The 13,521-nt window shown below is 63.2% G+C and carries 12 protein-coding genes; 9 read left to right on the top strand and 3 right to left on the bottom strand.

The window, feature by feature from the left end; all coding sequences use genetic code 11:
- Window positions 1-149: 149 nt before the first annotated feature.
- The 5 genes from DQG18_RS03370 (at window position 150) to DQG18_RS03350 (ending at window position 6,731) form a co-directional block, all read left to right on the top strand.
- Entirely contained in the window at window positions 150-860 is a 711-nt protein-coding gene (locus DQG18_RS03370; protein WP_116652837.1) for a D-lyxose/D-mannose family sugar isomerase, read from the top strand.
- A 299-nt stretch (window positions 861-1,159) separates the two neighbouring features.
- A complete protein-coding gene (locus DQG18_RS03365; RefSeq protein WP_116652836.1) occupies window positions 1,160-2,296 on the top strand; it encodes a PQQ-dependent sugar dehydrogenase in 1,137 nt (378 codons plus the stop codon).
- Window positions 2,297-2,434: 138 nt separating this feature from the next.
- Window positions 2,435-3,460: a TRAP transporter substrate-binding protein gene (locus tag DQG18_RS03360; protein WP_116653352.1), complete on the top strand. Its 1,026-nt coding sequence runs from the start codon at window positions 2,435-2,437 to the stop codon at window positions 3,458-3,460.
- 172 nt (window positions 3,461-3,632) lie between these two features.
- Window positions 3,633-5,141 (top strand): sensor histidine kinase, encoded by a 1,509-nt coding sequence (locus DQG18_RS03355; protein ID WP_157969980.1) that lies wholly within the window; start codon window positions 3,633-3,635, stop codon window positions 5,139-5,141.
- Between the two features lie 42 nt (window positions 5,142-5,183).
- Window positions 5,184-6,731: a GNAT family N-acetyltransferase gene (locus DQG18_RS03350; RefSeq protein WP_116652834.1), complete on the top strand. Its 1,548-nt coding sequence runs from the start codon at window positions 5,184-5,186 to the stop codon at window positions 6,729-6,731.
- 181 nt (window positions 6,732-6,912) lie between these two features.
- Here the strand turns inward: DQG18_RS03350 and DQG18_RS03345 are convergent, their stop codons facing one another.
- The 3 genes from DQG18_RS03345 to DQG18_RS03335 are packed head-to-tail and all read right to left on the bottom strand — an operon-like array spanning window position 6,913 to window position 9,149.
- Window positions 6,913-7,497, bottom strand: a complete 585-nt coding sequence (locus tag DQG18_RS03345) for a dihydrofolate reductase family protein (protein WP_116652833.1) — start codon at window positions 7,495-7,497, stop codon at window positions 6,913-6,915.
- 18 nt (window positions 7,498-7,515) lie between these two features.
- Entirely contained in the window at window positions 7,516-8,754 is a 1,239-nt protein-coding gene (locus DQG18_RS03340) for an RNA polymerase sigma factor (RefSeq protein WP_116653351.1), read from the bottom strand.
- Between the two features lie 20 nt (window positions 8,755-8,774).
- The gene (locus tag DQG18_RS03335; protein ID WP_116652832.1) at window positions 8,775-9,149 is read right to left on the bottom strand and encodes a YciI family protein; all 375 of its coding nucleotides are present in this window, start codon (window positions 9,147-9,149) and stop codon (window positions 8,775-8,777) included.
- Window positions 9,150-9,332: 183 nt separating this feature from the next.
- Here DQG18_RS03335 and DQG18_RS03330 point away from each other — a divergent pair, with 183 nt between their 5' ends.
- The 4 genes from DQG18_RS03330 to DQG18_RS03315 all read left to right on the top strand — a co-directional run bounded on the left by DQG18_RS03330 (window position 9,333) and on the right by DQG18_RS03315 (window position 13,490).
- The gene (locus tag DQG18_RS03330; RefSeq protein ID WP_116652831.1) at window positions 9,333-9,593 is read left to right on the top strand and encodes a hypothetical protein; all 261 of its coding nucleotides are present in this window, start codon (window positions 9,333-9,335) and stop codon (window positions 9,591-9,593) included.
- Between the two features lie 86 nt (window positions 9,594-9,679).
- Window positions 9,680-10,795, top strand: coding sequence for a cyclopropane fatty acyl phospholipid synthase (gene cfa, locus DQG18_RS03325; RefSeq protein WP_116652830.1), 1,116 nt, complete (start codon window positions 9,680-9,682; stop codon window positions 10,793-10,795).
- A 495-nt stretch (window positions 10,796-11,290) separates the two neighbouring features.
- On the top strand, window positions 11,291-12,562 hold the full coding sequence (locus tag DQG18_RS03320) for a quaternary amine ABC transporter ATP-binding protein (RefSeq protein WP_116652829.1): 1,272 nt from the start codon (window positions 11,291-11,293) through the stop codon (window positions 12,560-12,562).
- Window positions 12,555-13,490, top strand: a complete 936-nt coding sequence (locus DQG18_RS03315) for an ABC transporter permease (protein ID WP_116652828.1) — start codon at window positions 12,555-12,557, stop codon at window positions 13,488-13,490. Before DQG18_RS03320 ends, DQG18_RS03315 begins: the two co-directional genes overlap by 8 nt.
- Window positions 13,491-13,521: the final 31 nt, after the last annotated feature.

The following is a 13,521-nucleotide window of genomic DNA, read 5'->3' as shown; positions in this document are numbered from 1 at the left end:
TACGACGCGCCCCGGCCTCCGCAACCGACACCCATGTGGATAGCGCGGGATACTTCTACGATAACTGTTTCACCCTATTGCCGAGGCAGAAGGCAAGCCTTAGCTTCTGGCCCGGACCTGTTGAATCTCTTTTGCAAAAGGGCGCAGCCATGAAACGCTCCCGCGTTAACGAAATCATCCTCGAAGCCGATGCCTTCATCCGATCCTTCGGCTATGTCCTGCCGCCTTTTGCCTACTGGTCGCCAGGCGAGTTCAAGGACCGCCAGGCCGACATCGGCAACATCGTGAAGTCCGGCCTCGGCTGGGACGTGACCGATTACGGGCAGGGCAATTTCGAGGCGCTGGGCCTGTTCCTTTTCACCGTCCGCAACGGCGATGCCGCCGATCTCGAAAAGGGCAGGGGCATGCTCTATGCGGAAAAGATCATGATCTCGCGGCACGAACAGATTTCGCCCATGCACCGGCACACCATCAAGGCCGAGGACATCATCAATCGCGGCGGCGCCAGGCTTGCCCTCCAGCTTTATAACGATGACGGCACCGGCACGGGCATCGACACCGAAGGCGATGTCGAAGTCTTTACCGACGGCCTCCGCCGCGTCCTCCCCGCCGGCGGCATCCTGGAACTTGATCCCGGCGAAAGCGTCACGCTCCTGCCGGGCAACTGGCACAAATTCTGGGGCGAGGGCGGCGACGTGCTGATCGGCGAGGTCTCCACGGTGAACGACGACCGCACGGACAACACCTTCCTCGATCCCATCGGACGGTTCTCCGAAATCGAGGAAGACACGGACCCCGTGCATCTGCTGGTGTCGGACTATCCGAAGTGGTTCGGGGCAGAGGGCGGTTCGGGGTATTAGGCGGCATCGCTGCCCCCTCATCCCCTCTCCCACGCAGGGTTATCGCATATGCTTCGGCTTACGCCGAATCCCCCTCCCATCCTCCCCCACAAGGGGGGAGGTGCTGGCCTTGTGCGTCGGGAGACAACAAGGAAAAGGAAACACCCTCCCCTTGAGGTTAGGGGTGAGGGGGGCAGCGATGCCGGCCACAAGCCCTGACCCAATCGTGATCACCCTCTCCTCACTCCGTCCCGATTGTTGCGGAACCCTCCTCCGCCCCGGACCATTGCCCCACCACACCGAAGACAGGAGGACCTCTCATGCACCGTACCGCTCTTGCCGCCGCCGCTCTCGCGACGACCATGCTCGCCGCCCCAGCCTTCGCGCAAACTTATGAAACCGAACTCGCAAACGTCTCCCTCGATCCCTATGTCGAGGGGCTGCAATTTCCGTGGGGGCTGGTTTTCCTTCCCGATGGCAGCGTGCTGGTGACCGAGCGGGAGGGCGCGTTGCGCCATATCACCGCCGATGGCGCCATTTCCGAACCCATCGCGGGTACGCCCGATGTCGACAGTCGCGGACAGGGCGGCTTGCTCGATGTGGCGCTCGACCCCGATTTTGAAACCAACCGTTATGTCTATCTCAGCTTTTCCGAGCCCGGCGAGGACGAGACCAATTCCACCGCCGTGGTGCGCGGCGTCCTGAGCGAAGACATGACCGAACTGGCCGATGTGGAAGTGATCTTCTCCCAGCAGCCCAAGCTCCCCGCCACGCTCCATTACGGTTCGCGCCTCACCTTCGACAATGATGGCTATCTCTTCATCACCACCGGCGAGCGCTCCGATGCCGAATTCCGCGTGCAGGCGCAGGACCTCGATTCCCATTTGGGCAAGGTCATCCGCATCCTGCCCGATGGCACGGTGCCCGACGACAATCCGTTCGTCGATACCGAGGGCGCGCTGCCCGAGATCTGGAGCTATGGCCACCGCAACATGCAGGGCGCCGCGCTCCATCCTGACACCGGCCAGCTCTGGGTGGCAGAGCACGGCCCGCGCGGCGGGGATGAGCTCAACAAGATCGTCCCCGGCGGCAATTTCGGCTGGCCGCTGCTGACCGAGGGCACCGAATATTCGGGCGATCCGATCGATCCGCCCGCTGATTTGCCCGCCGACCTGATCGAAGCCGAGCGCGTCTGGGTGCCGTCCCCCGCGCCGTCGGGCCTCGAATTTTACACCGGCGACATGTTCCCCGAGTGGCAGGGCGATGCGTTCATGGGTGCGCTGGCCGGCACCAATCTCATCCGCATCGACATGGATGGTGAAACCGTGGTGGGCGATGAATTCCTGTTCGATGACCTGCCCTATCGCATCCGCGATGTCGTCCAGGGCCCCGACGGGGCGCTTTACCTGTTGACCGACGATGCCGAGGGGCAGATTCTGAGGTTGAGCGCCGAATAATCTCGCGATAAAAGGCCCGTGCGTCGGGGGAACCGGCGCCCGGGCCGATCGTGGGTCTCCAACCCTTGGCCCGTAGCGGGATCGAACCTGCACAGGGTGAGAGGCACCCTTGCTGGTCCCGCGCATATGGGGACAATCATGAGGAGCCAATCTCTACTGCTCGCTGCGCTGTTGAGCGCCGCAACCCTTACCCATGCCACGGCGCAGGAATTCACCCTGCGTCTCCACCAGTTCCTGCCCATGACCGACAGCGTGCCGCGCGAGGGCCTCATCCCCTGGGGCGAGGCCATTGAGGAGCAGTCCGGCGGCCGCATCGGGATAGAATACTATCCCAACATGCAGCTCGGCGGCACGCCGCCGACCCTGTTCGATCAGGCGCGTGAAGGGGTTGCCGACCTCATCTGGACGGTGCTCGGCTATACGCCGGGGCGCTTCCCCAAATCCGAAGTGTTCGAGATGCCGTTCATGGTGACGACGGCGGAAGCGACCTCGCGCGCCTTCCAGCGTTTCGTCGAGGAAAACGCCATGGACGAGTTCGCGGACGTCAAGCTCATCGCGGTCCACACCCACGGGCCGGGCCTGTTCCACACCCGCGCGCCGATCACTGCGCTCGAAGACCTCAACGGCATGAAGGTGCGCGGCGGCTCGCGCGTCATCAACGCCATGCTCGCCGATCTGGGCGCCGAACCCATCGGCATGCCGGTCCCCGAAGTGCCCCAGAGCCTGGTAACCGGCGTCATCGACGGCACGACGATTCCCTGGCAGGTGACCCTTGCGCTGCGCACCAGCGAGATCGTCACCAACCACACCGGCTTTGCGGGCGATCACGGCCTTTATACCCAGACCTTCGCCTTCGTGATGAACAAGGATGTCTATGAGCGCATGCCCGACGACCTCAAGGCCGTCATCGACGCCAATACCGGCATCGAATGGGCCAGCCGGTTCGGGGCTGCAAACGATGCGGACGACCTCGTCGCCCGCGAGCTTGCAGCGGAGCGGGGCAATTCCATCCTGACCCTCGATGCCGCCGAAACCGTCCGCTGGCGCGCCGCCGCGCAGGTGACCATCGACGACTGGTTCGCCGAAGCCGAGGCGGCGGGGTTCGACGGCAGGGCGCTCCACGCCCGCGCGCTCGAACTGGTGGAAGAGGAAAGCGGCCTCTAGGCCGGTCCGGCATTTCACACCGAAATATTCGGCTTCGCTGTCCCGGCATGGCGAAGCCGATCGGGCCTCCGGATAAAAATTTGCGTGCCGGGATCGAAAACGCCCGCCATGCGTTGTGCCCAGATGTCATCCGGGAGTGCGGGGCCGGCAGGCGATCGAAAAGGGGGGAAATATGCATCGCACGACCCGTGCTGCGGACCGGAAATATCTCTCTGACGGTGTCCGTCTGCTCGAAGGGCTCGAAGCCGGTGGGATCGGCGTATGGCGCTGGACACTCGACACCAGCCGGCTCGACTGGAGTTCCAATCTCCAGGACATCCACGGACTGCCCGAGGACACTTTCGACGGAACCATCACCAGTTTCCAGCATGACATCGACCCCGACGACGCCAAGGGGGTCTGGGCCTGCATCCAGCATTCGCTTGCGACCGGCGATCCTTACCGCACCACCTACCGAACGAGAAGCGACGCGGACAACGACCCGCTCTGGATAGAGGCGCGGGGCCGTGTCGTCGATGCGCCGGACGGCACGCGGTATCTCACCGGCACCTGCACCGACGTCACCGACCGCGTCCTCGCCCAACGCGAACTTGAGCGCCGCCTGCGCCAGCAAAAGGCGCTCGCCGAATTTGGCGTCTTTGCCTTCGGGGAAACCAGCCTCGGTGCGGTCATGCAGCGCGCCTGCGAGATCGCGGCTGACGTGCTCGACGTTCCATTGACCAAGATTCTGCGCTTTTCCGGCCTTGCCGATCATCTCGTGGTGGCGGCGGGGGTTGGCTGGAGGGACGGCCTTGTGGGGAGCCAAGCCGTATCCTCCGAACTACAGTCCCAGGCCGGCTATACGCTGGTCGCGCGCGAACCGGTCATCGTTGCGGACCTTCTGGCCGAAACCCGGTTCACCGGCGCGCCATTGCTTCATGAACACAATGTGCGTTCGGGCATAAGCGTCGTCATTCCCGGTTCGACCTCGCGGCCCTTCGGCGTTTTTACCGTCCATAGCACGCGCCTGCGCACCTTCACCGACGCCGATGCGGAGTTTGTCAGTTCCCTTGCCACAGTGGTTGCCAACAGCGCCCGCCACGTCGAGGCCGCCGATCACCGCCTGCTGCTGGTGCGCGAAATGGCGCACCGCGCGGGCAATATGATGCAACTCGTCAGCACTATCGCCAGCCAGACCTTTGCCGGGACGATGAATCGCGAAACTGCCTTGCGCGCCTTTGCTGAGCGGCTGGGGGCGCTCTCTCGCGCCAACTACCTCGTCGCCCAGGGCGGCTGGACCTCGACCCGGCTCCAGCTCCTGCTGGCTGAAACCCTTGCGCCCTTCAAGGGCAGGGTGATCCTTTCGGGCCGGGACGTGCTGCTGCCCCCAGAACTCTGCTTCGACCTCGCGCTCGTCGTCCATGAACTAACGACCAACTCCGCCCGCCATGGCTCGCTCGGAACGGGCGGCACGCAGGCCGAGCTGTCATGGACCATCGAGCGGGATAAGGAAGGGCGGCACATTCTCGTCCTCGTCTGGCACGATCCGGTCAACCTCGAACCCGATCCCAAAACGCCGCGGGAAGGTTTCGGGTCGCGGCTGCTCGATGGGCTGATCGTGCGTAAATGGAAGGGCGATATTGGGATCGACCGCGCGAGCGGTTATACAATGGCTGCAAGAATTCCGTTCACCCCCCGCTAGCGCAAGCGCGCTCGTTTTCCCCCAAGCCTGCCAGAGAACCACGTGCATCAGCTTTCAACCAAGCCCGTCCTTGAAATCCGCAACGCCCGCATCCGCGATATCCCCGCGATCATCCGGCTGACCCAGCGCGTCTATCCCGAGGAAGGTCCCTATGAGCCGGGCATGATCCGGGGCCAGATCAACGCCTTCCCGGAAGGCCAGTTTGTCGCGGTCTATGACGGGGAGATCGTGGGCTACGCCGCAACGCTCCAGCTCGCCGAAAAGACGATTTTCCGCCAGCACACGTGGGAAGACATCACGGGCGCCGGATACGGAACCATGCACAACGCCAAGGGGGAATGGCTCTATGGCGTCGAGGTTTGCGTCGATCCGGGCCGCCAGCGCGCCCGCATCGGCAAGCGGCTCTATGAGGCGCGCACGCGGCTGTGCGACGAGATGTGGCTCAAGGGCATCGCCTTTGGCGGGCGTCTCCCCGGCTATCGCCGCAACAAGAAGGACTATCCCCGCGCCCACCAGTATTTCAACGCCGTCAAGGAGCGCGAGGTGCGCGATCCCGTCGCCACCTTCCAGATGAAGCTCGGTTACGAGCCCGAAATGCTGCTGCGCAACTATCATCCTGATGACAAGGCCTCGGGCGGGCACGCCGCGCTCATGGTCTGGCGCAACCCGCGCTACGACCCGGAGGACAAGGACCGTCCCGTCCACCAGCGTTCCAAGGAAACCGTGCGCGTCACGACCGTCCAGATGGAGGCCCGCAAGGTCGCCAACGCCGACGAATTTTTCGAGTATGTGCAATATTTCGTCGAGGTGGCCGCCGATTACGGCTCGGATTTCATCGTCTTCCCCGAACTGTTCACCCTCATGCTGCTCTCGAGCGAGCCCGAGCGCCCGCCCCATGAAGCGGTGGTGCGGCTCACCGAATTCACGCCCGAATTCCTCGACCGCATGCAGAAGATGGCGCTGGGCTGGAACATCAACATCGTGGGCGGCTCCCACCCCACCGTCACCGATGACGAGGACATCCAGAACGTGTGCTACGTCTTCTTGCGCGACGGCACCATCCACGCCCAGGAAAAGATCCACCCCACCCCCGACGAGCGCGACTATTGGGGCATCGTTGGCGGCGATGCGGTGGACGTGATTGACACCGACTGCGGTCCCATCGGCGTGATGATCTGCTACGATGCCGAATTCCCCGAAGTCGCCCGGCGGCTCGCCGATCAGGGCGCGCGCATCATGTTCGTACCCTATTGCACCGACACGCGGCAGGGGCATCTGCGCGTGCGCTACTGCGCCCACGCCCGCACCATCGAAAACCAGTGCTATGTCGTGACGTCGGGCATCACCGGCAACCTCGCCAATGTCGACAACCTCGACATCAACTACGCCCACTCGGCCATCCTCACTCCCTCGGACATGCCATTCGCCCGCGACGGCATTGCGGCGGAAGCGAGCGAGAACGTGGAGATGGTGGTGGTCGCCGACCTCAACGTCTCAACCCTCCAATGGGCCCGCTCACAAGGGGCGGTGCGCAATTTACGCGACCGGCGGTTCGATCTCTACAGGGTGCGCTGGAAGGATGGGGGGTAGGCTGGGCAACCTCCGCCTTCTCCGTTCATGGCAGCATCGCTGCACCCCTCACCCCCAACCCCTCTCCCGCAAGGGGAGAGGGGGGCTCAAGAGCCGAGGAGCCCCGATTCCCCTTCTCCCCTTGCGGGAGAAGGTGGCCGGAGCGAAGCGGAGGTCGGATGAGGGGTGCTGCGATGCTGCATCAAGCACCGAACGCCCGGTCAGCCCCATCCCGCTCATACCGCAAAACCACAAACCCGCCGTCAAACACCCGGTGCTCCACGAGCCTTAACCCCGTCACGCCCTCGAAATCCCCGAACAAGCGTTTGCCCCGGCCAAGCAGCACTGGGGCGATGGTCACCTCGAATTCATCGACCAGTCCCAGAGCGATGAAGTCCCGCGCCAGTGTCGCCCCGCCCAGGCTGATGTCCTTGCCCGGTCGCGCTCGCAAATCCGCGACCTCGCTTGCGATGTCTCGCCTCGCCAGCCGTGCCTTGCCCGCGACCGCTGTGAGCGTGCGCGAAAAGACCAGCTTGTCGAGATCGTTCCAAATCCCCGCATAGGCGATCGTTTCCGGCGTGCCCTTAGGATCGCTGGCGGCGTCGGGCCAGTAATCGTTCATGATCTCATAGAGCCGCCGCCCATAGATGTGCGTATCGATGCCGGCTTCGCGGGCGTTGAAATAGGCGTGAAGTTCGGCGGTCGGGTGGGTGAAGCCGATGCTCCCCGCCGCATCCTCGATATAGCCATCGAGCGACATCTGCATGGAATAGATGATCTTGCGCATCGGTCGTCGTCCTTTCCACTAAGAAGCCCTGGTTGTGCGTCCCGCGATCGTATCGAGGTGCTGCCTGATATGCGCTGCCTCCGCCGCCGTGTTGGCCAGCGCGATGGCGCGGTCGAATGCCTTGCGCGCTTCCCCGTCGCGCCCCAGTTCCATCAGCAGCCAGCCCCGAAATCCGTGGAAATGGAAATAGCTGTCGAGCTGCGCGCCGAGCGTATCGACGAGCGCCAGCCCCGCCTCGGGGCCATCGGTCCGGCTCACCGCGACGGCGCGGTTGAGTGTTACGACAGGGGAGGGCTGCATCTGTTCCAGCGTACGATAGAGCAACTCGATCCCGCGCCAGTCGGTGTCCTCGGGACGCTCGGCGCGGGCGTGGGTCGCAGCGATTGCCGCCTGCACCTGATAGGCGCCGGGACGACTGTGGCGGATGGCCTTGTCGAGCAGGGCCAGCCCCTCGGCGATCTTTGTCCGGTCCCAGAGCGTGCGGTCCTGATCGTCCAGGAGCACGACGCTGCCTTCACTATCGAACCGCGCCGCCGCCCGCGATTCCTGCAAGAGCATAAGCGCCAGAAGCCCCATGATCTCGGGCTCGGCTGGGAACAGCCCGAGCAGCAGCCGGGCGAGCCGGATGGCTTCGCTCGTCAGCGGCTGGCGTTCGTCCCGGGCTTCGCCCGCGCCCGAATAGCCCTCGTTGAAAACCAGATAGATCATAGCGGCGACAGCGCCCAGCCGCTCGGCCCGCGCAACGGCATCGGGCGTATCGAACGCCACCCCGGCTTCCGCGATCCGCCGCTTGGCGCGGGTAATCCGCTGCTCCATCGCTGCTTCGCCTACGAGAAATGCCCTCGCGATCTGCCTGACAGTCAGCCCCGAAACGATCCGCAGCGCCAGCGCGATCTGTTGTGTGGCAGGCAGACCGGGGTGACAGCACACGAACAGCAACCGCAATATGTCGTCGCGATATTGGGAATCGTCGATCTGCTCGGCGATATTCGTTTCGGCATCGCCGGTGTCCGATAGCTGGTCCTCATCGGGCAGGACGGTTTGCCTGGCGCGCCGCCGCAGCGTGTCGATGCCGGTGTTGCGCCCCACCAGAATGAGCCAGGCCGCCGGGTCGCGGGGCGGGCCGTTGCGCGGCCACGACTTGAGCGCCCGCAGGCACGCCTCCTGAAATGCTTCCTCTGCAAGATCGATATCGCGGAAATAGCGATAGAGGGCCGCAACGGCTCGCGGGCGCGCGCCGGTCAGTGTCAGGCCCATCCATTCGCTGTCGACTTCGCTCACGCTTTTTCCACTCCGAAGCTCGCAAAGCCCACCGGGCGGATCTCATAGGACCCCGAACCGGGGTTTGCCGCGCACAGCTCGCGCACGAACTGCACGACCTCTTCGAGGTTTTCGCAATCGACCACGTAAAAGCCCAGGAACTGCTCCTTGGTCTCGGCGAACGGTCCGTCCAGCACCAATGGTTCGCCCGCCGTCTTTCTTACGGTGGTTGCCGCTGTTGTCGGCAGCAGCCGGGCGACGGGCCCGAGCTTGCCCGCTTCGGCCATGGGCTTTTGCACCGCCATCAGATCGGCCATGACCTTGTCGTCATGGTTCTTGGGCCAGGCGGCAACCTCGGCTTCGTCATTGTAGCACAGGATGGCGTACAGCATGCATTGCTCCTTGATATGACCCAGGACGTTTCGCCGCCGCTCTTTCCGACAGGGCCGGGAAACAATTCCGGCGGCGGTTCACACTGCAACGGGATATCCTTGAGGGAAACACGAAAATCGGAACAAACGCGCATGGCAATACGTTCCTCCGCACTGCTTCTTTTTTCGCGGGGAGGATTGGAAATGGCACTGACCCGACGCGCCATCGAAAAGATGCTGGGGCCGGTGGACAACCAGCTCGCCGCCGAGATCGCAAGAACCGGCGCGGATGCAGCCGATCTGGCGCAGGCTCTCTCCTGGCTCCATTCCGACGAGGCGCGCATCAACGAGGGCGCCCACATGCCGACCGGCGTCGTCGCCGAACTGGTCGATCTGCTCGAAGCCGCCGAGGACGAGGATGGCTCGTCCGGAGAGAGCGGGGCGGCCAGTCCGGACTGGACTTGAAACCGGACTGGACAAACGCGGTAAAATTAAATTGTAATAGGGGACAAGGTTGCCGGAATTTGGGGTGAATATCGTCCGGGTTGGCAATGTCGGAGCGTTTTGAACAATTCATCGTCGATCTGCTTGCCCAGTGCGGCATCGAGGTCAACGGGCCACGTCCTTGGGATATTCAGGTGCATGACAAGCGCCTTTACCGGCGTATCATGACCCAGGGCTCGCTCGGTCTGGGCGAGGCGTATATGGATGGCTGGTGGGACGCCGAGGCGCTCGACGAGTTTCTTTATCGCGTACTCGTCAACGATGTGCAGAGCAAGATACGGATCGATTTCGCGCTGGCTGTCTCGACCATCAAGGGTATCATCTTCAACCGCCAGCGCAGCGCGCCCGCCGAGGTCGCCGAAAAGCACTATGACCGCGGCAACGATCTTTACGAGCGCATGCTCGACCCGCGTATGATCTATTCGTGCGGCTACTGGCGCGAGGCGGACAATCTCGCCGATGCCCAGGAAGCAAAGCTCGACCTCATCTGCCGCAAGATCGGCCTCAAGGAAGGCATGCGCCTGCTCGATATCGGCTCGGGCTGGGGCGGGCTTATCAAGTTCGCCGCCGAACGCTATGGCGTCACCGCCGTCGGCATAACGGTATCGAAAGAACAGGCGGCCTACGCCAACGATACGCGCGGCGATCTGCCTATCGAAACCCGGCTGATCGATTATATGGCGCTCGAAGGCGAGTTCGACCGCATCGTTTCGGTGGGCATGTTCGAGCATGTGGGCTTCAAGAACTACCGCAAATATTTCGGTAAGGTCAGCGAACTCCTGACCGATGACGGCCTGTTCCTGCTCCACACCATCGGGGGCAGTCTCAGCCGGTCGCACGGCGATCCCTGGCTCGAAAAATACATCTTCCCCAACGGTATGCTGCCATCCCCCCGCCAGGTCTCCGACGCGTTCGAGAGTCTGCTGGTCATGGAGGACTGGCACAATTTCGGCGCCGATTACGATCGGACGCTCATGGCGTGGGAGGCCAATTTCCATGCCGCATGGCCCGATCTCAAGGAAAAATACGGCGAGCGTTTCTACCGCATGTGGTGCTACTACCTCCTGAGCTGCGCCGCCATCTTCCGCGCCCGCTGGGTGCACCTGTGGCAGATCGTCTTCTCCAAACATGGCCTCAAGGGCGGCTACCGGAGCACGCGGTAGCCTCTCTGGTTCCGGCTAACGCCAATCTTCCCCCCCCAACCTCCCCTCAAGGGGGAAGGTGCTGGCCTTGTGCGCAGGGAGATAGCCGAGGAAAAGGAAATACCTCCCCTTGATGGGGAGGGCAGGGGAGGGGGGAAGCCACAAGCAAGGATTCATGCGTCGGCATCCTCACGCCCTTGGGAACGAGCGCCCCACAAGCGCAAGTCTCATTGCGTAATCCACACCCCTCAAGCGATCCAGTAAGCCCTGTATTCCGTATCTTCACGAAGGATTTCGAGATGTGCAGAACCGATGGGCGGCAATGAATCGCCCTCCGGCTGTTGATTTATCGAGACCACATGATTATTGTCCCCGCCCGTCACCCATAATCACTGCGATGTGCGAGCGGATTCTTTCATGATGCTTGCGCGGGATTTATTTTGTTCTCTGTTCTGCATTGAAGGTGGCAATACAATATTCATGTCGTGCTGACATGAACTGCGAAGAAAGAGGCTTATGCCTATAAAATTATCGGTACGAAATGTCTTCAAGGTCTTTGGCCGGAAGACCAATGCCGCGCTTGAACTGCTCGCCCAGGGCCGGTCGAAAGAAGAAATCCTCAAGGCAACGGGCGCCACGGTGGGCGTGCAGGACGCGAGCTTCGATGTCGGCGAAGGTGAAATCTTCGTCGTCATGGGACTCTCGGGGTCGGGCAAGTCCACGCTGGTGCGCATGCTCAACGGCCTGATCGCGCCCACGTCGGGCTCCATCCTCATCGATGGCGACGACGTCGCCAGTTGCGGCCGGCGGCGGTTGCGCGAGATCCGGCGCGAAAAGATCGCCATGGTGTTCCAGCACTTTGCGCTGTTCCCCCATTGGACGGTGGCGGAAAACGCCGCCTACGGTTTGCGTGTCAAGGGCGTCCAGGCGCCCGAACGGCGTGAAAGGGCGCTCAAGGCGCTCGATCAGGTGGGGCTGAGAGCCTGGGCTGAGAGCCTGCCGTCCGAGCTTTCCGGCGGTATGCAACAGCGTGTCGGGCTGGCGCGCGGACTGGCCACCGGGCCGGAAGTCCTGCTCATGGACGAGCCCTTCGGGGCGCTCGATCCGCTCATCCGCCGCGAAATGCAGGACGAATTGCTTGCCCTGCAGAAAACGCTCAGAAAGACCATCATCTTCATCACTCACGATCTCAACGAGGCGCTGCTGCTGGGTGACAAGATTGCCATCATGAAGGACGGACGCTTCGTGCAGGTCGGCACCGCGCAGGAAATCGTCTCCAACCCCGCCGACGACTATGTGGCGGCGTTCGTTGCCGATATCGACCGGGGTCGCGTCTTCACCGCCGAGGACGTCTCGAACGATCCTGCCGCCGTGCGGCTGGGCACCGACAACGCCGAGGATGCCATGCGCACCATGGAAGATCTCAACCGCAACGCGCTCTATGTGGTCGATGACAAGGACAACATCGCCGGTGTCGTCACCTATCAGGATCTGGCAGCCGCCACGCTCGACGAGGAAGCGCCCAATCCGGTGCTGGAAGAGGCGTTGATCACCGAATATCCGACTGCGGCCGCAGACGATCAGCTCAACGCGCTTTATGGCGCGGCCAGCGGTGGTCTGCCGATCGCCGTGACTGATGAACGCGACCGGCTGGTCGGCGTGGTCGAGCCCGAGGCGGTCTTCGCCCAGCTTTCCGGCGATGAGGAGGAGGCTGGGGAGGAGGCGCCAGACGCGGCGACCCCAACCGAAACAGCCGATTCCCCCGGAAAGGAGCGCGCTCATGCTTAGTCCCGGCGATCTTCTCGTCATCCCCTTCGACGACTGGGTCAACGATTTCGTGCGTGGCTGGCTGGTGCCCAATTTCCGGCCCGCCTTCCGCGCAGCGCAAGTGCCCATCACACTGGTCCTCAACGGGCTCGATGACTTTTTCAACGCGCTGCCCATGCTGCTCACCACCGGTGTCTTCGCGCTGGCCGCGTGGAAATGGGCAGGCCGTTCGATGGCCATCTTCACGCTTATCGGCTTCGCCTTCATCGACATGATCGGCCTCTGGCCGCAGACCATGACGACGCTCGCCATGATCATCACCTCGGTGCTGTTCTGCGCCGTGATCGGCATTCCGGCGGGGATCGTCGCGGCGCGCAGCGACATGGTGTGGAAGGTGCTGCGCCCTGTCCTCGACATCATGCAGACCATTCCTTCCTTCGTTTATCTGGTGCCGATCGTCATGTTGTTCGGCGTCGGCATGGCGCCGGGGATCATCGCGACCATCATCTTTGCGCTGCCGCCTATCGTGCGCCTGACCAATCTGGGCATCCGCAACGTGCGGGGGGACCTCATCGAGGCCGCCCAGGCGTTCGGCTCCACAGGCTGGCAGATGCTGGTCGACCTCCAGATCCCGCTTGCCATGCGCACGATCATGGCCGGGCTCAACCAGACCCTGATGCTGGCGCTCTCGATGGTGGTGATCGCCGCCCTGATCGGGGCAGGGGGGCTGGGACTCGTGGTCAATACCGGACTGGGCCGGCTCGATGTGGGCGGGGCGACCGCCGGGGGCGTGGGCATCGTGATCCTTGCCATCGTGCTCGATCGCATCACGCAGGGGCTGGGCGAGCAGAACCAGGCCGAAACGGTCTCGCTGCGCGCCGTGTTCCTCAATCTCATCCGCCTCAGGGGCAGTCATCGGCCCACGGGGGAAATCCGCAAGGCGGGCTGACCCCGCCTTTCGATGATGCGGCGGCGCCATT

Origin of the sequence: Pelagibacterium sediminicola (assembly GCF_003390885.1) — a bacterium.
GTDB classification, from domain to species: domain Bacteria; phylum Pseudomonadota; class Alphaproteobacteria; order Rhizobiales; family Devosiaceae; genus Pelagibacterium; species Pelagibacterium sediminicola.
Note: the sequence above shows the minus strand (reverse complement) of the source record. Positions and strands in the feature narration are given on the sequence as shown.